This window comes from Pseudooceanicola sp. NS-SX9 (assembly GCF_057380705.1).
Window position 1 is genome coordinate 54,963 of record NZ_JBXXRN010000007.1, and the last position, 22,018, is coordinate 76,980.

A 22,018-nucleotide genomic window follows, 5' to 3' on the forward strand; every position below is an offset into this window, starting at 1 on the left:
GGCGGCCGGTCCGGTCCGCGGGGGCCTTTCCGGCGCACCGACCCGGCGGCGGGGAACAGTGGGCCTTCGGGTCGCGGTTCAACCCGGGCGAGGCGCGCGACGTCAATGCCTTTGTGTCCGAGACTGACCTGATGTCTCCGGTTGGGCGGGCCTATTGCGCGGGATTGCTGGAGAATGCGCCGGCCTGCACCGCGTTCTCCAACCCTACGATCAACGGTTACAAGCGGCTCAACGGCAATGCGCTGGCACCGCAGCGAGCGATCTGGTCGGATGACAACAAGGCGGCCATGTTGCGGCTGGTTGGTGGGCCCGGCGATCCAGCAACGCATTTTGAAAACCGGTCTGGGGAACCGTCTGCCAACCCGTATCTGTTCATGGCCTCGCAGATCCTTGCCGGGCTCGACGGGCTGGACCGGGAGCTCGATCCGGGAGCGCCGCTTGCGGACCCCTACGCACAGACGGACAAGCCGCGCCTGCCGTTGAACCTGAACCAGGCTGTTGAGGCGCTTGAAGCATCGGAGATGTTCGGACGTGAACTGGGGGCGGATGTGGTCGCGCATTTCATCGCGACCACCCGACGCGACCGAGCCGATACAACTCTAGCTGTAAATAGTGATAATTCCGAGTTAGTCTTTTCCCATAGGTTGAAACTATTATGGGGGCTGAAATGACTGGAGATCTATCAAGGTATTTTAGTGCGCCGGGCTCGTCTGGGGGCGAGGCTTTGACACTGGAAGGGCGTTGTTGCAGAACTCAGCCGGTGAAGGATTCACATCGGGAATCCATGCGGTTAGACGCGCTGCATGAGCAAGCCCAAGCCCGCCCGCTACCACACGACAAACTGGTCTACCTACAACGATGCGCTCAGGAAGCGCGGGTCACTGCTGATCTGGCTGAACAAGGAGATGGCCTGGCACGCGCCGCATGAGGGACGCCCAGGGCGCCCGCCAGTTTTCTCGGATGCCGCGATCCAGTTCTGCCTGTCGATCAAGGTGCTGTTCAAACTGCCGCTCAGACAGACAGCCGGGATGGTCGCGAGCCTCCTGCGGCTCGCAGGACTGGACTGGCCCATTCCCGACTACTCGACGCTGTGCCGTAGGCAGAAGACCCTCAAGGTGCAGATCCCCTATCGTCGTGCCGACGGGCCGCTGAATCTGCTGGTGGACAGCACCGGCATCAAGTTTCTTGGCGACGGCGAATGGCAGGCCCGCAAGCATGGTGTTCAGGGTCGTCGCCAATGGCGCAAGGTGCATCTGGCAATGGACACTACCACTTCGGATATCCGGGCCGTTGAGTTCACCCCCAGCCGGGAAGGCGACAGCCCCATCCTGCCAGACCTGTTGGGCCAGACCCCGAGGACGAGGACATCGGCACCGTGACTGCGGATGGCGCCTACGATACCCGCCGATGTCACAGCGCCATCATCGCACGCGGCGGCTCGGCAATCATACCGATCCGAAGGAACGGTCGGGCTTGGAAAGAGGACTGCCCGGCTGCCAAGGCGCGCAACGAAACCCTGCGCGCCACACGTCACTACGGCCGGGCGTTCTGGAAACGGTGGACCGGATACCACGCTCGCAGCCGCGTGGAGGCCAAGATGCGCTGCATCAAGTCCTTCGGCGAGCGCATCGCTGCAAGGGACCCCGATCGCCAAACCGCCGAAATCCACATCCGCGTCGCTCTTATCAATCGCTTCAACGCGCTCGGCACCGCCGAGGTTGTTCGCGTGGCCTGAGCCTGAACGGGAAAGGGGCACTCACGTCTCAGGCCGCCTTTCTGCAACAACGCCCTTCTGGTTCTTCAAGTACGGCTTGACGAACTTTGGGGCGATCAGGCGCACCTCATGGCCGATCGCTGCCAACGTCCGCGCCCAATGATGGGCCGTCGCGCAGGCCTCCAGCCCGCGGGGCTCTCTCCAGAGAGCGCCGAATGTGCATTGAGAATTGAACCATGTGTGAGTGCTGGACGTAATCTCCCCCAAAGCGCTGGATGACATTTCCCCTGTCTGGCGCTGTTGCGGATGGTTCGGCAGGTCTCGATGGCCTGCCAGTCCGATTTTCTGAGGTGTCCGTCAGGCGGCGCTGAGAAAGTCCTGTTCCATCCGCATCCTGTACCGGGCCAGGCGCGGGGCCATGTTCAGCGCGACCACGCCAATCATGGTTTCGCCTTTCCAGCATTCGGCCAGGAACTTCGGCTCGCTGAGCGTGCCATGGACGACCTCGAGTCGGTCGGCTTCGGCCGGCAGACCGAGGGATTGCAGCTTGAGGCTGTACTGGTCAGACCAGAAAGAGGGCAGCGGCGCGTAGGGTACGGCGGAGCCTTCGGGGGCGATCAGGGCCAGGGCCGCCGCGGCACCCTGTTGGGCGGCATTGGTCCAGTGCTCGATACGCAGCTCGCGGTTGCCATAGCCTGCATGGGGCCAGACCGCGACGTCGCCCGCTGCCGCGATGCGGCCCTGGCTGCCAAGCGCCAGGCAGGCGCCATTGCAGACCACGCCGTTGCGCAGGGTCAGGCCGGAGCCCTCAAGCCAGCCGGTGGCGGGGCGGGAGCCGACGGCGACCAGCACGAGATCGGCCGGGATCTGCGTGCCGTCATCCAGCGTCACCCCATCGACGCGACCCTGGCCGGTCAGGCCGGTGGCGGTGCGTCCGAAGTGGAAGCGGACCCCCTGTGCCTCATGGGCTTGGGTGAAGACACGGGCCAGGTCGGGCACGAGCGCCCGCGCCATGGGCCGGTCCGCCTGGTCGATCACCGTCACTTCCAACCCGCGCTGGCGGGCCGAGGCGGCGACCTCGCAGCCGATGAAACCGGCGCCGAGGATCACCAGGCGCTGTCCCGGCTCCAGTTCGGCGCCCAGCCGTTCGGAATCCGCGATGGTGCGCAGCACATGCACCCCGTCCAGGTCGGCGCCGGGCAGCGGCGGCAGGAAGGGGGTGACGCCGGTGGCGATCAGCAGCCGGTCATAGGCCAGCGTCGCGCCCGAGCCGAGCGTGATCTGGCGGCCGGGAATGTCCAGCGCGGTGGCCGGGCTGCCCAGGTGCCAGGTGACGTCCAGATCCTCGGCCAGGGGAAAGGCCAGTTCCGGGCGGCTCTGGGCCCCGGTCAGGATCTGTTTCGACAGCGGCGGACGGTTGTAGGGCAGATGGTCTTCCGCGCCCACCACGGCGATTTCCCCGCCGTAGCCGTTTTCGCGCAGGGCCTCGGCGGCCCGCAGGCCCGCCAGAGAGGCCCCGACGATGACAAAGCGGTCAGCAGCAGCAGGCGCGGCCATGGTCATTCCACCTTGATGGCCAGCTGCGGGCAGGCCTTGGCGGCCTTTTCGACGCGCGCGCGGTCCTCTTCGGGGACCTCGGTCTTGTAATCGAGGTCGTCATCCTCGGTGAACCAGAATTCCTTGGGTGCGACGAAGACGCATTGGCCGTGGAATTCACACAGGCTCATGTCGACGGTTACCTTGGGCATTTGAACCTCCTCAGGCTTCTTCGGTTTGCGGGATCGGATCGAAGGCGACATGCAGGGTCTGGAAGCCGCGCACGCCGTAGAGCGGGTTGCGCACCGGGGGCTTGCCCTCAGCCAGGCGCAGGTTGCGGGTGCGCGCCAGCAGCACCTTCAGCGCGATCAGCCCTTCGCGGCGGGCGATGGTCTGACCGGCGCAGGCGTGGATGCCGCGGCCGAAGGCCATGTGCAGCGTCTCGCGGTTGTCGCGGTCGATATCGAGCACCTCTCCGTTCTCGTAGAAGGCCTCGTCGCGGTTGGCGGAGCCGAAGTTGAGCATCAGCTTGGCGCCTACGGGGATGGTGACATCGCCCAGCTCGACGGGTTCCAGCGTGATCCGGTACATGGCCTGCAGCGGAGCCTCGTGGCGCAGGGATTCCTCCAGCAGGTTCGGGATCAGGTCCGGATCGGCGCGCAGCCGGGCCTCCAGTCCCTCGGTCGTGGCGATGGCGTAGACGAGGTTCGAGATGAAGTTGATCGTGCTCTCGTTGCCGCCGACCAGCACCTGGGAGCAGATATTGACCACCTCGGCATCGGTCAGCGGGCGTTCGTCTTCCGGCTGGTCGAGGAGCTTGCCGATGAAGCAGTCCGAGCCGCTCTCACGCACCTTGGCCATTCGGTCGAGCACGAAATCCTCGAAGACCAGCGTGTCGAGGGCGGCGTTCATCACCGTCTCTTCCGGCACATGGCCGGTAAGGGCGGCGAAGAAATTGTCCGACCAGCCCTTCATCCGGTAGACTTGTTCCTCGGTGACGTCGAAGATCATGCTAACCAGGGCCATCGGCAGCGGGATGGAGAACTGGTTGACCACCTCGAATTCGCCGCTTTCGATGAAGCGGTCGATGAAACCGTTGACACGGGCTTCGATGGTCGGGCCGAAGGCGCGCAGGGTGCGGGCCGGGGCCAGGGCGCGCTGTGCCACCTTTCGATGGAAGGCATGGACGGGCGGGTCCGCCAAGATCAGCGTGCGTTGGCGCGGCAGGGCGCGGGAGCGTTTCAGCACCTCCAGCGCTTCCGGGTAATCACGGTAGGCATTGCCGCTGGACAGCGCTTCCTTCGAGGTGAAATGCACGGGGTTGCTCAGCACCCAATCGACATCCTCGTAGCGGCTGACGATCCAGATGTCCTGGTCCGGCAGGTACTTCACCGGCTCCTCGGCGCGGATCCGGGCATAGGCGGGGTAGGGGCAGTCACGGGTTTCCGGATCCAGCAGGGAGATCTCCTGACTGGAAGAGGCGCCGGAAAAGGGGCAGCTCGCTTTGACGCTTGCTTCTTCTTGCATGGCTCTGGCCTTCCGTTTGGGGCGCGCGTGATCGGGCTTCTCCAAGAAACCGACCGTCGCGTCGGTCGGTACGCAAATTGGGTAGACTCAACCGGGCTAAGCTGTCAACGCTCACGTGCAATCAGGTCGGAAAAACTGGCTTCAGGCGCGCAGGAATCACCCACAGGTCCGCAGGATTGCCCTGCGGAAACCTGGGGGCCGGAAAGCGGTGGGGTTCAGGCTGCCGAAGCCGGCGTGACGCCCTGGCTGAGCATCATCCAGAAAGCATCCGCGATCTGCCGGATGTCGTGATTCCCGTCAGGCCGGAACCAGAAATAGGCCCAGCCGGTCATCCCGTCGAGCGCCAGCATCATCAGGTGGCTGTCGACTTCGGGCCGGACCTCGCCATTCCGCTTGGCGCGGTCGATGAGCGCGCGGACCCGGTGACGGTAATCCTCGGCCATGCGGGTCAGACCGTCGAAATCGCCGGAGCTGACGATGGCGCGTTCCTGCCAGGTGACGGTGAAGAGCGCCTGATGCTGGGCCACGGTCTCAAGCCGGGAGGTCACGTAGTCGCGCAGCTGGTTGCCGGGGCTCTCGTCCAGCTCCTCGACACGGCGCAGGTGTTCCAGCAGGAGTTCACCGGACAACCGAACGATGGTCTGCAGGATCGCTTCCTTGCCGGGCCAGTGGTGGTAGAGACCGGCCTTTGAGAGACCCACCGCGGCAGCGATCTCTGCCATGGAGACGGCGGCGAAGCCACGCTCGCGGAACATTGCCGCGGCCGCATCGACGGTGCGCCGGTGGTTTGACTCTTCCTCCGCCAGGTAGTGCTGGAGGGTGACCGTGGGCGGCGCGGTTTTGGTGACGAGGGCGATGAGACCTGACCTTGTTCCGGGAAGGGGCGGGCGGACGATAGGAGCGGCGCGGCGGTCCTGTCAATTGCCGCCCCGGCGGGACGGGGCCTAGCGAACGAATTCCTGGGGGGTGGACCGCAGCGGCTCACGCGCCACGACGAAGGCCGCGACACGTTCGCTGAAGAGCTGGGTGTGACGCTTGCTGAGCTCGTCCAGCGTGTCACCATCGCGGTCCCGGATGAGCTGGATCATCTGCTTGTGCTCCTGATAGACCCGCGAATAGTAGGTCTCGTAATGCAGGGGCTCTTGGCTGGCTTCCTCGAACATCAGGTAGGTCAGGCGGATGCTGTAATTCAGCGCGGCCTCGTAGGCCTCCGCGAGGAATCCGTTGCCCGCCGCCTTGCCGATGCGCATGTGGAACTGGTGGTTCATCTCCGTCATCGTCTTGTGGCTTCCGGCGGTGGCGGCCGCGTAATAGGCCTCGTTGATCCGTTCCAGGTCGGCCAATGCCTCTTCGGTCCGGCGCCGGGCGGCCAGCCGGAAGACTGCCGCCTGGTAGAGGTCGAGCGCCTCGAAGAGCCGGGGGATCTCGTCGATGTTCACGACTTCCACGAAATGGCCACGGTTTGCGGAGAACCGCACCAGCCGGTCCGACTGCAGCCGTATCAGCGCCTCGCGGATCGGGGTGCGAGAGACGCCGAAGCGTTTCTCCAGCAGGGATTCGTCCAGGTATTCGCCCGGCTGGGCCTCGAGCGTCAGGATTTCGTCGCGCAGGGTGTCATAGACGGTCTGGGTGGCCATGCCGCGCGGGCGGCCCCGTTTCGAGCGCTTCTCGATATCCTCGAGATTCGGGATATCCTTCTGTTTCGAGGCGGCAGCTTTGGCCATTCGGAACCCTTTCCGGAGACATGGAGGTTCAGGATACCGGATCCGCCGGAGGGGCGACACCGGAAAGACGGGCCGGCGCGCGCCGTGGCCGGAGAGCTGCGGCATTGCAGGGCAGATGGATGCGCACCCCCGCCCCGGGGACGGGCGGGGGCACTGCGTCCGGGGCCGGGGAGAAGGCGCTCAGACGTTTTCCTCTTCTTCCTCCAGCTTGCGCCGGATGTCGGAGACCAGCACTGGCTTGATGATCTTGCGCGTCGGGGTCATCGGCATCTCGTCGACGATTTCCAGCCGTTCGGGCCAGCGCATCTTGCCGATGTTGAGCCTGTCGAGGAAGGCGCAGATATCCGCAAGCTCCAGCGTCTTGCCGTCCTTGAGGGCGACGTAGGCGCAGATCCGTTCGCCCAGCACCGGGTCGGGCATCGGCACCAGGGCCGACTGCACGATGGCCTCGTGGGAATCGAGGATGCTCTCGATGTCGGACGGATTGATCTTGATGCTGCCGCGGTTGATGATGTCCTTGGAACGCCCGGTGATCATGATGTTCCCGGCCTCGTCGAGCGAGGCCAGGTCGCCGGTGCGGAACCAGCCATCCGCGGTGAAGGCGGTGGCATTAGCATCCGGGTTCTCGACGTATTCGTTGAACATCGAATAGCCGCTGATCTGCATTTCACCCTCTTCGCCAACTGGCAGGATCTGCCCCTCGGGCCCGACGATGCGGATATGCATGCCCTCGGCCATCTTGCCGACGGTGGCATGGCGGATTTCGGGCGGATCGGTGGGATCGGTCTGGGTGGTCAGCGTCAGCTCGGTCATCCCGAAGAGATTGCCGACGCGACCGTTGGGCAGGTGCGCCTCGAAGGCTGCGGCGACCTTGGGTGGGCAGATCGAGCCGCCGACGATCACGTCGCGGACCGTCACCGGGGGCTTGCGCTCCATCGCGCCGCTCTTGAGCGTGGCGGCCAGGTGGGCGGGAGCCGAATAGACCACCGTCGGGGCCAGCTCCGTCAGGTATTGTGCATAGACCTCCGGCGTGAAGAGCGGGACAGGCACGATGGTCGCGCCCACGTAGATCGCGTTGCCGGCGCAGCTCAGTCCGAAGACGTGGGTCAGCGGCGGGGCGATCATCACCCGGTCCTCCTTCGTCATGGAGAGCATGGAGGAGAAGAGCCGGGCGTTCTCGGTCATCACCGGGGCGGTACGCAAGACGGCCTTGGGCGCCGAGGACGTGCCGGAGGTGAAGCACATCACGCTGTCGATCTCCCCGGCCGGGGCCGGGGGGATCTCTTCCGTGACGTGGTCGGTGGAAAGGGCGGCAAAGGCAATGTGGCCGGCGTCATCGGGTGCGCCCACCACGATCACATGCTCGAGGCTCGGGATCTGGTCGGCCAGAAGCTGCATGGTCGCGGGGGCATCGTATCTGCCCACCTTGGCGGTCACGATGGCGCAGGGCTTCGCGAAGGTCATCAGCGGCCGCAGCTCCTCCTGGCGGTAGGGCATGTGCAGGGTCGTCATCACGCAGCCGGTTATCTGGCAGGCGAAGTAGGTGACCACGAACTCCGGAGAGGACGGCAGCTGGATCGCCACGCGGTCCCTGGTCCTCAGACCCAGCTTGCGGAAGCCCGCGGCCAGGCCGCGGGCATTGGCCAGAAGCTGGGCGTAGGTCAGGCTGCCGTGATCGGCGGTTTCCACCGCCAGCGCATCGGGCTGGTGCTCCGCCCAGTATTCCAGAGCTTGCAGAAGGCTTTCGAACCGGGGGGCTGCGGGTGTGGTCCCTGTCGGACATGTCATTGTCGTGTCTCCCTTGCGCGTTTCAGGGCTGGGTCCGGGCAGGTGCGCTGTCCGAGGCCGGTCTGGTGAATTCCATGATATGCCGGGCACAAAGGTCCGGCTGCTGCATTTGCATGAAGTGGTTGGTGCCGGGCACGGCACGGACCGGATAGCCGAAGTGGTCGGACAGGCAGTCCGACATTTCCGGCAGGTTCGGCATATCGTGCACGACTATATCGCCCACGATGATCTGGATCGGGACATCGACGGCAGAAAGCCCGTCCCAATAGCCTTTCAGGACCTCGGTATCGAAGTTGCGTGCCTCGGCCGCCGGGGTCAGGACCAGTTCCCAGGGCTGCTCCGGATCTGCGCCGCTACGGGTCATCGTGGCCTTGGCCAGCATCTCCAGCGCGGCATCAGGGATCCCGTTGAAGGTCGATGCCCGGCGGAAAGAGGCGGCCAGCTCGCCCGGTGCGGCGAAGTTCGAGCGACGGCGGGCGGCGCGGGCGGCCATGGCGCCCTGCACCTTGTCGAACCGCGCGCTCAGGGCGGGATCGGGGACCGGGGGCACAGGCGGCTCGAAGAGCGTGAGAGAGGCCCACGGCCGCGGAGTCAGCGACTGGGCGATCAGGGTGCAGGCAGAGGCCATGGAGTGGAAGGCGCCATGCGTTTCCTTCGGGCCGTATGTCGCCTCGATCGCGTCGAAGATCTGAGGGATATCGGCGATGTAGCGCGGCCAGGGGTTTTCCGGATGCGGGCCACGCGGGCTTTGGCCGTGGTTGCGCAGATCGAAGGCAATGACTTCGAACTGCTCTGCCAGTGCACGACCGAAGTCCCGGAACCCGTCGATCGCCAGGCCGTTGCCATGCGAGATCAGGATCCGGCGCCCAGCTTCCCCTCCCCAGCGACGAAAGGCGATCTGCGCTCCGTCGTCCATTCGGGCGACGTGGATGTCCTCGATCTGCAGGGGGGTCAGCACGGTCATCGCGGGTCCTTCCGATTCCTTTCAGCCCGGGAGTCAACTGGGCTTGGTAAATATTTAAATACGGCAAGTATTTTAAACACAAGGTGAAGCTTCGTTTCGGGGCCTTGCGGCGGGAGCTTCGTGGTCAGGCGCGGAATTTTCAGGCGGTCCGGGGCGCGTGGCGGTCCCGGACCGGCCCGTCACGGAGCGTCACGCCCCGTCCCGTCACAGGCTCAGGAACCGGCGCGCCTGGCTGCCCGGGTCTGCCAGCTCGGCCGAGCCGCCGGTCCAGGCCAGTGTCCCGCGCCGCAGGATGTTGTGGCTGTCGCCCAGCTTGCAGAGCGGCCGCAGGCTCTTGTCGATCACGAGGATGGTCAGGTCCTCGGCCTTGAGCGCGTTCAGGGCCGCCCAGATTTCCCGACGCACGACCGGGGCCAGCCCCTCGGTCGCCTCGTCGAGGATCAGGAAGCGCGGCCTGGTCATCAGAGCGCGACCGATGGCCAGCATTTGCTGCTCACCGCCCGAGAGGAGATTGGCAAAGGAGGTCTTGCGCTCCGCCAGGCGCGGGAAGAGGTCGTAGACCATGCTCTCCTGACGGGCACGCTCCTTGCCGCTGCCGGCGCGGGCGGTGGCGATCAGGTTTTCCACCACCGTGAGGGTGGGGAAGACCTGCCGCCCCTCGGGCACCAGGGCCACGCCCTTGCGGGCGATGCGATGCGGCGGCAGCCCGTTGATCCGCTCGCCGTCCAGGACGATATCCCCGGTGATCCGGCTGGTCAGGCCGAAGAGCGTGCGGATGGTGGTGGTCTTGCCCATGCCGTTCTTGCCCAGCAGGGTGGTCACGGTGCCGGTCTTCACCTCCATGGAGAGGTCGAACAGGACCTGGCTGTCCTCGTAGCTGGCGCAGACGCGATCGAGTGTCAGCATCAGAAATCCTCCTCGTCCGAGAGATAGGCGACCTGCACCGCTTCCGACGAGCGGACCTCGTCCGGGGTGCCGGTCATCAGGACCGTGCCATCCACCATGACCGTGATCCGGTCCGCCAGGCTGAAGACCGCGTCCATGTCGTGCTCGATCAGCAGGATCGGGGTGCGGCCGCGCAGGCGCTGGCGGATCATCTCCACCAGCGCCTCGGCATCTGCGGTGGAGAGCCCGGCAAGCGGTTCGTCCAGCAGCAGGACGCCCGGTCGGGCAATGATCGCCATGGCCAGCTCAAGCCGTCGCCGGTCGCCGTGGGACAGCGCGGCGGGCAGGGTGTCGGCCTTCGCGGTGAGCCCGAAATCCTCCAGCACCTCGGCCACTTCACCGGCATAGCGCCGCTCCGCGCCGAAGGTGACGAGGTCCATGAGCGACAGGCGTGCCCGGTCGCGGGCCTCGAGGCTCATCAGGATGTTGCGGCGCACCGGCACGTGCTGGAAGAGCGCGGTCAGCTGGTAGGTCCGCAGCAGCCCCTGCCGGGCCCGCTGGTAGGGGCGCAGGTGGTTGATGTTGCGGCCCCCCAGCACGACGTCGCCGTTGTCGGGGGTCAGCTCTCCGGAGAGGACGCTGACGAGGGTGGTCTTGCCGGCCCCGTTGGGCCCGATCAGCGCGTGGATCTGGCCGGGGTCGAGGGTGAGGTTCACCTTGTTGAGGGCCCGGATTCCGCCGAAGCTGACGGAGATCCCGGAGAGGTCGAGTGCGGCGGTGGTCATCAGTGGGCCTCCTCGAAATCGGGGGTGTTGCGGGGGCCGCGGCGCAGCAGCCGGTCGACCAGCCCGCCGAGGCCGCCGTGCAGGAAGAGCACGACAAGGACCAGAAGCGGCCCGAAGAGGATCTGCCAGTGGTTGGTGTAACCGGCTAGGACATGTTCGATCAGGACGAAGGCGAAGGCACCGTAGACCGGCCCCATGCGCAGCCCGACGCCGCCCAGGATGACGATGGCCAGCAGCTCTCCCGAGCGCTGCCAGTTGGCGTAGCCTGGAGAGGCGAACTCGGACTGGTTGGCCAGCAGCAGCCCGGCCAGGCCGCAGACCATGCCCGCCAGGACGAAGGCCAGCAGCCGCGTGCCCATGACGTGCAGCCCGAGCGCCCCGGCCCGTTGCGCATTCTCCCGCGTGGCGATCAGGCGCAGCCCGAAGTCCGAGTTCACGATGGCGGTCACGGCCCAGATCAGCAGCACGGCAATGACCGCGACAAACCAGTAGAACTGCCAGGAGGACCAGGGATCATAGGCGCCGAAGAGGGTCGAGCGCTCGTTGATCACCAGCCCGTCGTCGCCACCGAAAAAGGAGGAGGAAACGGCGGTGTAGTAGAAGATCTGCGCCAGGGCGAGGGTGATCATGATGAAGTAGACGCCGGTGGTGCGCAGGGCGATCAGCCCCATCACGCCAGCCGCCAGCCCGCAGACCAGCAGCACGGCCGGGACATGGATCCAGAGCGCGGTGATATCGGCATTGGCCAGCAGGCCGACCGTGTAGGCGCCCAGCCCGATGTAGACCGCGTGGCCGAAGCTGACCATGCCGCCGAAGCCCAGGATCAGGTTCAGGCTGGTCGCCGCCACGGCAAAGATCAGCGCGCGTTCGTACATCGTCAGCACGTAGGGATCATCGGTGAGCAGGGCGACCACGGGGCCGATGGCCACCGCGATCAGCGGCACCAGGAGAGATTGCAGGTCGAGTGTCTTGCGCATGGCTCAGCTCCGCTTCTGCATGGGCACTAGGCCCCCGGGACGGAAGAACAGCACCAGCGCCATGAGGATGTAGATCAGCATGGAGGAGAGCGCCGGACCGGCTTCGCTGGCGACGTTGGGCGAGAAGACCAGCGCCAGGATGTCGCGCAGGAAGGCGCGGCCGATGGTGTCGATGAGCCCGACGATGATCGCCGCCAGCAACGCCCCGTTGATCGAGCCCAGCCCGCCGATGACCACCACGACGAAGCTCTGGATCAGGATCGCCTCGCCCATGCCCGGCTGCACCGACAGCAGCGGTGCGGCAAGCGATCCCGCCAGCCCCGCAAGCAGCGCACCCAGCCCGAAGACCACGGTGTAGAGCAGGCGGATGTTCACCCCCATGACCGAGACCATGGTGCGGTTGGTCGCCCCGGCCCGAACCAGCATCCCGATGCGGGTGCGGTTGACCAGCAGGAACAGGGCCACGGCCACGGCGATCCCCGCCGCGATCACCAGCAGCCTGTAGGAGGGGTAGGCGATCCCGAAGGGCAGGGAGACCTGGCCCGACAGCGCCGCGGGCAGGCCGGAGAAGATCGGCACGCTGCCCCAGATCAGGCTGACCGCCTCGTTGGCGAAGAGGATGATGCCGAAGGTCACCAGCACGTGGTCCAGGTGGCTGCGGCTGTAGAGCCTGCTGACCAGTGTCACCTCGAAGATCACGCCGATGGTGAAGACGGCGAGGCTGGACAGCAGGATCGCCAGGGCGAAGCTGTCGACAAGCTGGAGGATGGTCACGGAAAGGTAGGCCCCGATCATGAAGAGCGAGCCGTGACTGAGGTTGATGAAGTCCATCACCCCGAAGATCAGGGTCAGGCCTGCGGCGATCAGGAACAGCAGCACTCCCAGCTGAAAGCCGTTGAGCACCTGCTCCGCTATGAGAGCGGTCATGGGTATCCTCTCTGTCGGTTCGGCTGTTGTCAGCCTGTGTTATTGGGTCTGTCTGTCGGGGTCGGTCCGGGATCTGCGTCCCGTTCGGGTCCGGCCCCTGCGGGGAGGGTCTTCAGAGTGCGGCGAACTGGCCGCCGGACTGCGCGATGGCCTTGCCCCCCTGCAGGACCGTCGCGCTGCAGAAGGTCAGGCTGCGCCCGGGCTTGAGGATGGTGCAGACCACCTCGAGCAGCGCGCCGGGGCGCCCGGCGCGCAGGAACTTCATCTCCTGCGCGACCGTCACGCAGTCGCGGCCGAAGGCGCGCCTGGCGGCCTCGTACATGCCCACGTCGCACAGGGTGGACAGCACGCCGCCATGCAGGATGCCCTGCGGATTGGCGGCGCGGTCCTCGCAGTCCAGCCGCAGGATCACCCCCTCCGCTGTCACCGCGATCTCCGCCGCGCCGATGAAGTTCATCAGCCCGTCGTCCCGGCGGAACGGCGCGAAGGCCAGGAGATCCCCGGTGGCCTTCATGCGGCGCCGACCGTGACGACGGCCTTGCCCAGGATTTTGCGGTCCTCGATGTCCTGCAGGCCCTGCATCAGTTCCGCGAAGGGCATGGTCCGGGTGACGTTCGCCACTGCCTTGCCCTCGGCCAGCAGGGACAGCCACCAGTCGGCCCCGGCCCGCATCTTCTCCAGCGCCTCGTCGAAATGGATGTCCAGCGGCGCGCCCATCACGGTGAGGTTGTTGTAGAGCAGGTAGTTCGCCTTGGCCGAGGGGATGTCGCCCGAGGCGAAGCCGACAATGACCAGCCGGCCGCCGAAACCCAGCCCGCGCAGGCCGGCGATGAACATGGAGCCGCCCACGGTATCGACGATGACATCGGCACCCCGGTCATCGCCCCAGGCCTTGCGCACGGTCTTCTTGAAGAAGCCCTTCAGCCCGTCCTCGCTGCGGTCGGCGATGACCAGCGCCTGGTCGGCGCCGCTGGCACGGGCCAGCTCCGCCTTCTCCTCCGAAGAGACGACGGCCACGACCGAGGCGCCGAGGTTGCGCGCGACCTGCACCGCCGCTGCCCCAACGCCGCCGGCTGCACCGGTGACCACGACCCGGTCACCGGCCTTGACGCCCGCGCGGATGGAAACGGCGACGAAGGCGGTGTTGAAGACGGTGATCGCGCCCGCCGCATCCACGGCAGAGACGCCCTCTGGGCGATGGAAGACGCGGCTGACCGGCGCCAGCACCTTTTCCGCGAAGGCCCCGCTGAAGGTCTGGGAGACGACCTTGTCGCCGGGCGCGAAGCCGGAAACGCCTTCGCCCACGGCCAGCACGGTACCGGCACAGTCGCGGCCCGGGATGAAGGGCGGCTCGGGGCGCTTCTGGTAGAGGCCCTGGACCATCAGCAGGTCCGGGTAGTTCAGGCCGATGGCCTCGTTGGCGATCAGAACCTGGCCAGAGGCCGGCGTCGGATCTGGCATTTCCGTCAGGGCATGTGTGCCCGGCTTGCCATAGGCGGTCAGTTGGTAGGCCAGCATTGCCATCTCCCATTGTATACTGTGCGTATTTAATAATCACGCTACACGGATTGCACCCTCGGTCAAGCGCTTCCGGGGCAATCACCGGCATTCCTAGCTTGTTTAAATACAGCAAGTATAATAAATGGGCAAGCAGGACGACAAAAGCTTCGTCCCGGCCGGTCCGCCGCAGGGAGGGACCGGGACAACAGGTTCAGGGGCCCGTCCGGGGCCTGCCAACATGAGGAGACTGACCGTGTGGCAATTCTGGGTAGATAGGGGCGGCACCTTCACGGATATCGTCGCGCGGACGCCGGAGGGCGCGCTGAAGACGCACAAGCTGCTGTCGGAGAATCCCGAACAGTACCGGGACGCCGCCGTGCAGGGGATTCGCGACCTGCTCGGCATGGCGCCCGGAGAGCAGATCCCCCCGGGGTCGATCTCTGCCGTGAAGATGGGCACGACCGTTGCCACCAACGCCCTGCTGGAGCGCAAGGGGGATCGGACCCTGCTGCTGACCACCCGCGGCTTCGGCGACATCCTCCGCATCGGTTACCAGAACCGCCCGCGGATCTTCGACCTCCACATCCAGCTTCCGGAGATGCTCTACGAAAGCGTTGCCGAGGTCGACGAGCGGCTGGACAAGGACGGCCAGGTGCTTGAAGCCATCGACCTCGCCGGGGTCGAGGCCGCCCTGCAGGCCGCCCACGACGATGGCATCCGCTCGGTCGCCATTGCCTTCATGCATGGCTACAAGAACCCCGCGCATGAACAGCAAGCCGCTGAGATTGCCCGCAAGATGGGCTTCGATCAGGTCTCTGCCAGCCATGAGGCCAGCCCGCTGATGAAGCTGGTCAGCCGCGGCGACACCACCGTGGTGGATGCCTATCTCTCGCCGATCCTGCGCCGCTACGTGAACCAGGTGCGCGAGGCGCTGGACGGCGGCCAGGACGACGGCAAGCAGCTGCTCTTCATGCAGTCGAGCGGCGGGTTGACCGATGCCTCGATGTTCCAGGGCAAGGACGCGATCCTCTCGGGCCCCGCAGGCGGCGTCGTCGGCATGGTCAAGACGGCGGAACTGGCCGGCCATGACAAGCTGATCGGCTTCGACATGGGCGGCACCTCCACCGATGTCTGCCACTACGCCGGCAGCTACGAACGCTCCTTCGAGACCGAGGTCGCCGGTGTCCGCATGCGCGCGCCGATGATGAGCATCCACACGGTCGCCGCCGGTGGCGGCTCCATCCTGACCTTCCGGGACGGCCGCTTCCAGGTCGGACCGGAAAGCGCAGGCGCAAACCCCGGGCCCGCCTGCTACCGCCGCGGCGGTCCCCTGACGGTGACCGATTGCAACGTCCTGCTGGGCAAGCTGCAACCGGATCACTTCCCCCGTGTCTTTGGTCCGAACGCCGACGAACCGCTCGCCGTCGACGCCGTGCGCGAGAAATTCCGGGCCATGGCTGAGCATATCGCCCGCGAAACGGGCGATCCGGTGATGCCAGTCGAGGAGGTGGCCGAGGGCTTCCTGCGAATCGCGGTGGAGAACATGGCCAGCGCGATCAAGAAGATCTCCGTCCAGCGCGGCTACGACGTGACCGGCTACACGCTGAACAGCTTCGGCGGCGCCGGTGGCCAGCACGCCTGCCTCGTTGCCGACACCCTGGGCATGAACCGGGTCTTCCTGCATCCCTTCGCGGGCGTCCTCTCCGCCTACGGCATGGGCCTGGCGGAGATCCGGGCGATGCGCCAGGCGCAGTTCAACAAGCCGCTGACCGACGCTTCGGTCTGCGCCGCAGAGAGCTTCCTGGCCGGGATGGGCGCCGAGGCCGTCTCCGAAGTTGCCGGGCAGGGCGTGGAGCGCGACACGATCACCGCGCTCAAGGTCGCGCATCTGCGCTATGCTGGCTCGCACCTGGCGCTGGAGGTGCCCTTCGGCTCCGCCACGGAGATGCGCACCGCCTTCGAGGACACCCACCGCTCCAAGTACGGCTTCGCCGAACCGGACCGCGACATGGTGATCGAGACGCTCTCCGTCGAGGCCATCGGCCTAGCTGAGGCGGTGAGCGCGCAGCGCAGCGCGCCAGTCGAGGGCACGCCCGCGCCGCATGACCTGGTCGAGATCAGCTTCGGCGGGGCGCATCGCAAGGCGCCGCTCTACCGCCGCGAGGAGCTGCTCTGCGGCCAGACCCTGATCGGTCCCGCGATCATCACCGAGCCCACCGGCACCAATGTCGTCGAGGACGGCTGGAGCGCCACCATCGACGACCTCGGCAACCTCGTGCTCGACCGCACCATCCCGCGCGGCGCCGCCGAACGGGTCAGCACCGAGGCCGATCCGATCATGCTGGAGGTCTTCTCGAACCTCTTCATGTCGATCGCCGAGCAGATGGGTGCCACCCTTGCCAACACCGCCTTCTCGGTGAACATCAAGGAACGGCTCGATTTCTCCTGCGCGCTCTTTGACCCGGATGGGGAACTGGTGGCCAATGCGCCGCACGTGCCGGTCCACCTGGGCTCGATGGGCGAATCGGTGCGCACGGTGATCCGCGAGAACGCCGGGCAGATCCGCGCCGGGGACGTCTTCATGCTGAACGCGCCCTTCAACGGCGGCACGCACCTGCCGGACGTGACCGTGATCACCCCGGTCTTCGACGAGGCGCAGGAGAAGATCCTCTTCTACGTCGGCTCGCGCGGGCACCACGCCGATATCGGCGGGCGCACCCCGGGCTCCGCCCCGCCGGATTCGACCCATATCGACGAGGAAGGCGTGCTGATCGACAACTTCAAGCTTGTCGACCGGGGCACCTTCCGCGACGCCGCCACCCGGGCGCTTCTGGCCTCCGGCCGCTATCCCTGCCGCAACATCGACAACAACATGGCCGACCTTGCCGCGCAGATCGCCGCGAACGAGACCGGCGCGCAGGAAGTGCGCAAGATGGTGCGCCAGTTCGGCATCGACGTCGTGCAGGCCTACATGCGCCACGTCCAGGACAATGCCGAGGAAAGCGTGCGGCGCGTGCTGGGCGCGCTGAAGGACGGGCACAACGTCTACAAGCTGGACAGCGGGCTGCAGATCGAGGTGGACATCAAGGTCGACCGCGACGCGCGCGAGGCCGTCATCGACTTCTCCGGCACCTCGGAGCAGGACCGGGGCAACTACAATGCCCCGATCTCGATCTGCCATGCGGTCGTGCTCTATGTCTTCCGCACGCTGGTCGGGTCGAACATCCCGATGAACGCGGGGTGCCTGAAGCCGCTGAAGATCCGCGTGCCCGAGGGCACGATGATCAACCCGCGCTACCCGGCCGCCGTGATCGCGGGCAACACCGAGGTCAGCCAGTCCATCGCCGATGCGCTTTACGGCGCGCTTGGCGTGATCGCCGGGTCCCAGGGCACGATGAACAACCACATCTGGGGCAACGAGGTCTTCCAGAACTACGAAACGATCTGCGGCGGCACCGGCGCGGGCCCCGATTTCGACGGCACCAGCGCCGTGCATTCGCACATGACCAACACCCTGATGACCGATCCCGAAGTGCTGGAATGGCGCTTCCCGGTGCGGATCGACGAATTCTCGATCCGGCGCGGGTCGGGCGGGGCGGGGCGTCATCGGGGCGGCGACGGCATCCGGCGCAAGCTGCGCTTCCTGGAGGGCATGACCACCACGGTGCTGACCTCGCACCGGGTCGTGCCGCCCCAGGGCGCGGCGGGCGGTGCGCCCGGGCAATGCGGCCGGAACGCCCTGCTGCGGGCCGACGGCACGGTCGTGGAGCTGAAGGGCAATGACGCGATCGAGGTCGTGCCGGGCGATGTCTTCCTGATGGAAACGCCCGGTGGCGGCGGCTACGGCCCGGTCGGGACGGAGGGCTGAGCCCCACCCCGGCGCGCCGGGACGGAGCATGCAGGGAAGGGCCGCGGCAGGAGGATGCCGCGGCCCTTTGCCTTGTCCCGCAGGGCAAGGACACGCGCAAGGACACTCAGGCGACCCTGCATATTTTTACGGCAGGGTCAGGGCCCCGCCCTTCCGCCCCCGGGCGAAACATTGACCCGGCCGATGGCGGGACTTGACGGAACGGCAGTTCCCGAAATTAAAATACACACAGAATAAAAATAGATCCAACAAGGGAGCTTTCCATGAAAAGCACAACGAAGCGCGTGGCACTGTCGCTTGCGGTCTCGGCGGGGCTTGTCTCCGCCGCGGCGGCGGACCCGGTGAAAGTCGGCCTGATCTTCTCTCTCTCCGGTGCCGGTGCGGTGCTGGGCAAGGAGATGCAGCAGGGCGCGGACCTGGCCTATGAACAGCTGGGCGGCAAGCTGGGCGGCGAAGAGGCGGAGCTGATCTACGAGGACGATCAGCGCAAGCCCGACATCGGCAAGCAGGCCGCGGAGCGGCTGATCCGGTCCGAGAAGGTCGAATTCGTCATCGGCCCGAGCTATTCCAACGTGATGATGGCGGTGCACCGGCCGGTGGTGCGGGCCGATGCCATCCTGCTGTCGCCCAACCCTGCCCCGGCGCCGCTGGCGGGCGAGGAATGCAACCCGAACTATTTCGCGGTGCCGTTCCAGAACGACCAGCCGGCCGAAGCCGTCGGCACCTACCTGAACGATCAGGGCGTCAAGACCGCCTATATCATGGCCCCGAACTACCAGGCCGGGCGCGACCTGCTGGAAGGCTTCAAGCGCACCTTCAAGGGAGAGATCACCGGCGAGGTCTATACCTCCCTCGAGCAGACCGATTTCTCGGCCGAGCTGACCGCGCTCAAGGCGGCCGGGCCGGAAGCGGTCTTCGCCTTCTACCCGGGCGGGCTGGGGATCCAGTACGTAAAGCAGTACGACCAGGCCGGCATCAAGGCGGAGACGCCGCTCTACACCGCCTTCACCATCTTCAACGGCGCGTCCCTCGACGCGATCGGCGAGGCGGGCATGGGCGTCTACGGCTCGACCCAGTGGACCTACGACCTGGAGAATCCGGCGAACGTGCAGTTCGTCCAGTCCTACCAGGAGAAGTACGGCACGCTGCCCTCCGCCTTCGCCGCCATGGCCTATGACGCGATGCGCCTGATCGACGGTTCGATCACCGCCGCCGGTGGCTCGGAAGACCTCGACGCGGTGCGCGCGGCGATGAAGACGGCACCCTTCGAGTCGGTGCGCGGTGACATCTCCTTCAACACCAACAACCACCCGGTGGAGAACTTCTACCTCGGCCAGGTGGTGCAGTCCGAGGACGGCAAGTACGTGCTGGCCAACAAGGGCACCATCGTCGAGGACATGCCCGACAGCTACGCGGCCCAGTGCAAGATGTGAGAGCGGCGCAAGATGTAAGAGCGGCGGACCCTTCGGGGTTCTGGTGACAGGAGGGCGGCGGCCGGAGGCGATCCGGCCGCCGCCTGCCGTTCCGCGGTCCGGCTCATCTCGGCTGCCGGTCGCGCCGCGCCGCCGAAGGCGCCGTGCCGAACTGCCGCCGGTAGCTGTCTGAGAAATGCGCCTGGGTGGCGAACCCGGTCATCCGGGCGATCTCCGCCAGCGGCATCCCGGTCGAGGCGATCAGTTCGCGGCCGGTGTCCAGCCGGATGCGGCGGTAGGCTTCCATCACCGAATGCCCCAGTTCCTCGTGGAAGCGGCGCTGCAGCTGGCGGGCGGAGAGGCCCGAGAGGCTGGCGATCTGGTCCAGCTGCAGCGGATCGGCCACATGGGTCTCCATCAGCTCCAGCGCCGCCGAGACCGCCCGCGGCAGGTTGCCGTAACGCGCCACGATGGAGGCGGTCTGCGGCGCGTCCGCGCCCCGGATGTCGGTCTGGATGAACCAGTCGGAGATCCTCTGGGCGAGGGCATCACTCCGTCGGCGTTGACGCCGGACCTTGCCGTCGAGTTGGGGCAGAGATTGCCGGCCACGCCGAAGAGCCAGGTGAAGATTCCCAATCTCGCAAAGCTGTTCGTCACGCACTTGATTGTAAGCGATGGGGTGGACGCCCCCCGGCGGCATCGATTGTGCCATGGTGGCGGGTGTTGAAGCACCGCTACGGAAGGGAGCGTCCATGGGAGAGGTTAGCATCATCGGCCTGGATTTGGCCAAGAACGTGTTTCAGGCGCATGGCGCTTCGGCGGATGGGTCTGTTGTGTTTCGCCGCAAGCTGTCGCGAGCGCAGCTGCTGAAGTTCATGGCGGCACAGCCGCCTTGTGTGGTGGCGATGGAGGCCTGTGCCAGCTCGCATCACTGGGGTCGGGCTATCGGCGATCTCGGCCATGAGGTGCGGCTGATTCCGCCCGCCTATGTGAAGCCCTTCGTGAAGCGGCAGAAGAACGACATGGCCGATGCCGAGGCGATTGCCGAAGCGGCATCGCGACCGACGATGCGGTTCGTGGCTGTGAAGAGTGAGGCCCAACAGGCGGCCGCAATGGCCTACCGGACCCGCGACCTTCTGGTTCGTCAGCGCACGCAAGCGTCATGAGATTGGCCGGTTCCAGGCCTACGTGACAGACTGGGAACAGCGCGAATATTTCGAGATGTTCTGAAGTAGGGACAGGGCAAGCTGGCAAGGTAGAGACCACACAGCAGGGTCAGTAGCGCCAGCGGGCGGCCCGAGATCCGGAACGCCAGCCATTCAGCCGCAAGGGTGATGCCCAGCCAGCTGAGAGGCGGGGCAAGCTGCACCTTGTTGAATCCCGCGCCGGTCGACCAGCCGTCGGCCAGCAGAACCTGCAGGGCCTCGATGGGGCCCCTGCGCCGCGGCGGCCATCTCGCCCACGCAAGGTGATCCACCTGCAAGAGCAGCCCCTTGCCGTCGTTAACGCCACGCACAGCCTAAGGCCGCTCCCAGCCCCTCCTGGCGCCGACCGCCCAAAGAATGCGCATGGCATGTCCTTTCGCTTCCGAACCGACGAAACGCCTCCTGAAGCGCCCGGTGTATCCACACTCAAATAGCTGAAATTATGTAATTTTTTACCTTGCTCTAGACTCCCTGCGGCACCATTCTGAGGGCCTTATGCGGCTACACGCTGCCCTCAGATCGCCACAGGAGGCACCATGGAACTCACCCTGAAATCGCTGAAGCTCTACGCGTCCCTGTCTGAAGAGACCAACTGCTACTCGGCCACGCTCTACTGCGACGGCAAGAAGGTGGCCCTCGTATCCAATCGCGGGCAGGGCGCCTGCGATGACCAGCACTGGCTCGATGCCGACGCCAAAGCCCGGATCACCGCCGCATTCGCAGCCCTGCCGGAAGTCCCCCTCGGCCCCCCCGAGGCGGAGGGATTGATGGTGCAGCCTGACCTTGAGGACTGGTGCGCTAACGAAATCGAAAACCTCGAAGTCCTCAACAAGATCGCGCGGTCGGCCAAGAGGAAGACCCTGTTGGTGGCCGGGGGCCAGCTCTGGGAACTGGCCTTCGATCCGGCCCGGCTTGATCAGCCCCATCCGCAGGGCGGCACGTTCAAGGACCAGATTGCGGCCCTGCACCCGGACAAACAGATCGTGAGCGGACTCGACAAGACCAAGATGCGAGCGGCGCTCGTCAGCGCCGGGCTGTGCCGGGAAATCGACCTCTCTCCGCAGGCAAGCCTCCGCACAGGGAACTGAGGGCACCCGGGCAGACTTGCCCGCTTGGCCCAACGACTTGCCGCGTGACGTGGGTAGAGCCGGGCGCTTCGCCCGGCTCTGTGCTGTCCAAACCCTGCATATGTGCAGTACCTGCTGT

17 protein-coding genes and 4 pseudogenes are annotated in these 22,018 nt (G+C 66.1%); 6 read left to right on the forward strand and 15 right to left on the reverse strand.

All coding sequences use genetic code 11. The features are described 5' to 3' along the window. Positions 1-110 precede the first annotated feature (110 nt). Both AC2ITM_RS23345 and AC2ITM_RS23350 read left to right on the forward strand, forming a co-directional pair. Positions 111-671 (forward strand): annotated as a pseudogene (locus AC2ITM_RS23345) (hypothetical protein); the annotation flags it as partial. A 132-nt stretch (positions 672-803) separates the two neighbouring features. Further along, positions 804-1,735 (forward strand): annotated as a pseudogene (locus tag AC2ITM_RS23350) (IS5 family transposase). A 39-nt stretch (positions 1,736-1,774) separates the two neighbouring features. Here the strand turns inward: AC2ITM_RS23350 and AC2ITM_RS23355 are convergent. From AC2ITM_RS23355 to AC2ITM_RS23420, 14 genes and pseudogenes are all read right to left on the reverse strand, one after another. Further along, a pseudogene (locus tag AC2ITM_RS23355) lies at positions 1,775-1,903 on the reverse strand (IS110 family transposase); the annotation flags it as partial. Positions 1,904-2,071: 168 nt separating this feature from the next. Beyond that, the gene (locus AC2ITM_RS23360; RefSeq protein ID WP_486470782.1) at positions 2,072-3,271 is read right to left on the reverse strand and encodes an NAD(P)/FAD-dependent oxidoreductase; all 1,200 of its coding nucleotides are present in this window, start codon (positions 3,269-3,271) and stop codon (positions 2,072-2,074) included. 2 nt (positions 3,272-3,273) lie between these two features. Continuing rightward, positions 3,274-3,462, reverse strand: a complete 189-nt coding sequence (locus tag AC2ITM_RS23365) for a ferredoxin (protein ID WP_486470783.1) — start codon at positions 3,460-3,462, stop codon at positions 3,274-3,276. A 10-nt stretch (positions 3,463-3,472) separates the two neighbouring features. After that, on the reverse strand, positions 3,473-4,777 hold the full coding sequence (locus AC2ITM_RS23370; protein ID WP_486470784.1) for a cytochrome P450: 1,305 nt from the start codon (positions 4,775-4,777) through the stop codon (positions 3,473-3,475). A gap of 215 nt (positions 4,778-4,992) precedes the next feature. Next, positions 4,993-5,673: a TetR/AcrR family transcriptional regulator gene (locus tag AC2ITM_RS23375; protein WP_486470822.1), complete on the reverse strand. Its 681-nt coding sequence runs from the start codon at positions 5,671-5,673 to the stop codon at positions 4,993-4,995. A gap of 48 nt (positions 5,674-5,721) precedes the next feature. Beyond that, complete coding sequence (locus AC2ITM_RS23380; RefSeq protein WP_486470785.1) at positions 5,722-6,501, reverse strand: GntR family transcriptional regulator; 780 nt, start codon at positions 6,499-6,501, stop codon at positions 5,722-5,724. Positions 6,502-6,681: 180 nt separating this feature from the next. After that, positions 6,682-8,289, reverse strand: coding sequence for a class I adenylate-forming enzyme family protein (locus AC2ITM_RS23385; RefSeq protein WP_486470786.1), 1,608 nt, complete (start codon positions 8,287-8,289; stop codon positions 6,682-6,684). Between the two features lie 22 nt (positions 8,290-8,311). Next, positions 8,312-9,253: an alpha/beta fold hydrolase gene (locus AC2ITM_RS23390; RefSeq protein WP_486470787.1), complete on the reverse strand. Its 942-nt coding sequence runs from the start codon at positions 9,251-9,253 to the stop codon at positions 8,312-8,314. A 204-nt stretch (positions 9,254-9,457) separates the two neighbouring features. After that, positions 9,458-10,159, reverse strand: coding sequence for an ABC transporter ATP-binding protein (locus tag AC2ITM_RS23395; RefSeq protein WP_486470788.1), 702 nt, complete (start codon positions 10,157-10,159; stop codon positions 9,458-9,460). Next, positions 10,159-10,923 carry an ABC transporter ATP-binding protein gene (locus AC2ITM_RS23400; RefSeq protein ID WP_486470789.1) on the reverse strand — a complete coding sequence of 255 codons (765 nt, stop codon included), beginning with the start codon at positions 10,921-10,923 and terminating at the stop codon, positions 10,159-10,161. The genes AC2ITM_RS23395 and AC2ITM_RS23400 overlap by 1 nt, the downstream gene beginning before the upstream one ends. Next, positions 10,923-11,900, reverse strand: coding sequence for a branched-chain amino acid ABC transporter permease (locus AC2ITM_RS23405; protein WP_486470790.1), 978 nt, complete (start codon positions 11,898-11,900; stop codon positions 10,923-10,925). The genes AC2ITM_RS23400 and AC2ITM_RS23405 overlap by 1 nt, the downstream gene beginning before the upstream one ends. A gap of 3 nt (positions 11,901-11,903) precedes the next feature. Then, positions 11,904-12,827: a branched-chain amino acid ABC transporter permease gene (locus tag AC2ITM_RS23410; RefSeq protein ID WP_486470791.1), complete on the reverse strand. Its 924-nt coding sequence runs from the start codon at positions 12,825-12,827 to the stop codon at positions 11,904-11,906. Between the two features lie 112 nt (positions 12,828-12,939). Beyond that, positions 12,940-13,341, reverse strand: coding sequence for a PaaI family thioesterase (locus AC2ITM_RS23415; RefSeq protein WP_486470792.1), 402 nt, complete (start codon positions 13,339-13,341; stop codon positions 12,940-12,942). After that, positions 13,338-14,345, reverse strand: coding sequence for a zinc-binding dehydrogenase (locus AC2ITM_RS23420; protein ID WP_486470793.1), 1,008 nt, complete (start codon positions 14,343-14,345; stop codon positions 13,338-13,340). The genes AC2ITM_RS23415 and AC2ITM_RS23420 overlap by 4 nt, the downstream gene beginning before the upstream one ends. Positions 14,346-14,565: 220 nt before the next feature. Between AC2ITM_RS23420 and AC2ITM_RS23425 the strand changes: the two genes are divergently transcribed. Beyond that, positions 14,566-18,195: a hydantoinase B/oxoprolinase family protein gene (locus AC2ITM_RS23425; protein WP_486470794.1), complete on the forward strand. Its 3,630-nt coding sequence runs from the start codon at positions 14,566-14,568 to the stop codon at positions 18,193-18,195. Positions 18,196-18,458: 263 nt separating this feature from the next. Continuing rightward, complete coding sequence (locus tag AC2ITM_RS23430; RefSeq protein ID WP_486470795.1) at positions 18,459-19,628, forward strand: ABC transporter substrate-binding protein; 1,170 nt, start codon at positions 18,459-18,461, stop codon at positions 19,626-19,628. Between the two features lie 103 nt (positions 19,629-19,731). On the opposite strand, the gene AC2ITM_RS23435 is transcribed toward AC2ITM_RS23430, so the two are convergent. After that, a complete protein-coding gene (locus AC2ITM_RS23435) occupies positions 19,732-20,076 on the reverse strand; it encodes a helix-turn-helix domain-containing protein (RefSeq protein ID WP_486470796.1) in 345 nt (114 codons plus the stop codon). 283 nt (positions 20,077-20,359) lie between these two features. Between AC2ITM_RS23435 and AC2ITM_RS23440 the strand changes: the two are divergent. Then, positions 20,360-20,764: pseudogene (locus AC2ITM_RS23440) on the forward strand (IS110 family RNA-guided transposase); the annotation flags it as partial. A gap of 584 nt (positions 20,765-21,348) precedes the next feature. Continuing rightward, on the forward strand, positions 21,349-21,900 hold the full coding sequence (locus tag AC2ITM_RS23445; RefSeq protein ID WP_486470797.1) for a hypothetical protein: 552 nt from the start codon (positions 21,349-21,351) through the stop codon (positions 21,898-21,900). Positions 21,901-22,018: the final 118 nt, after the last annotated feature.

What these genes read in the sequence shown, in the direction of transcription:
- AC2ITM_RS23360 (WP_486470782.1), bottom strand. Translation starts at nt 3,271, where the DNA reads ATGGCCGCGCCTGCTGCTGCTGACCGCTTTGTCATCGTCGGGGCCTCT.
- AC2ITM_RS23365 (WP_486470783.1), bottom strand. Translation starts at nt 3,462, where the DNA reads ATGCCCAAGGTAACCGTCGACATGAGCCTGTGTGAATTCCACGGCCAA.
- AC2ITM_RS23370 (WP_486470784.1), bottom strand. Translation starts at nt 4,777, where the DNA reads ATGCAAGAAGAAGCAAGCGTCAAAGCGAGCTGCCCCTTTTCCGGCGCC.
- AC2ITM_RS23380 (WP_486470785.1), bottom strand. Translation starts at nt 6,501, where the DNA reads ATGGCCAAAGCTGCCGCCTCGAAACAGAAGGATATCCCGAATCTCGAG.
- AC2ITM_RS23385 (WP_486470786.1), bottom strand. Translation starts at nt 8,289, where the DNA reads ATGACATGTCCGACAGGGACCACACCCGCAGCCCCCCGGTTCGAAAGC.
- AC2ITM_RS23390 (WP_486470787.1), bottom strand. Translation starts at nt 9,253, where the DNA reads ATGACCGTGCTGACCCCCCTGCAGATCGAGGACATCCACGTCGCCCGA.
- AC2ITM_RS23395 (WP_486470788.1), bottom strand. Translation starts at nt 10,159, where the DNA reads ATGCTGACACTCGATCGCGTCTGCGCCAGCTACGAGGACAGCCAGGTC.
- AC2ITM_RS23400 (WP_486470789.1), bottom strand. Translation starts at nt 10,923, where the DNA reads ATGACCACCGCCGCACTCGACCTCTCCGGGATCTCCGTCAGCTTCGGC.
- AC2ITM_RS23405 (WP_486470790.1), bottom strand. Translation starts at nt 11,900, where the DNA reads ATGCGCAAGACACTCGACCTGCAATCTCTCCTGGTGCCGCTGATCGCG.
- AC2ITM_RS23410 (WP_486470791.1), bottom strand. Translation starts at nt 12,827, where the DNA reads ATGACCGCTCTCATAGCGGAGCAGGTGCTCAACGGCTTTCAGCTGGGA.
- AC2ITM_RS23415 (WP_486470792.1), bottom strand. Translation starts at nt 13,341, where the DNA reads ATGAAGGCCACCGGGGATCTCCTGGCCTTCGCGCCGTTCCGCCGGGAC.
- AC2ITM_RS23420 (WP_486470793.1), bottom strand. Translation starts at nt 14,345, where the DNA reads ATGCTGGCCTACCAACTGACCGCCTATGGCAAGCCGGGCACACATGCC.
- AC2ITM_RS23425 (WP_486470794.1), top strand. Translation starts at nt 14,566, where the DNA reads ATGAGGAGACTGACCGTGTGGCAATTCTGGGTAGATAGGGGCGGCACC.
- AC2ITM_RS23430 (WP_486470795.1), top strand. Translation starts at nt 18,459, where the DNA reads ATGAAAAGCACAACGAAGCGCGTGGCACTGTCGCTTGCGGTCTCGGCG.
- AC2ITM_RS23445 (WP_486470797.1), top strand. Translation starts at nt 21,349, where the DNA reads ATGGAACTCACCCTGAAATCGCTGAAGCTCTACGCGTCCCTGTCTGAA.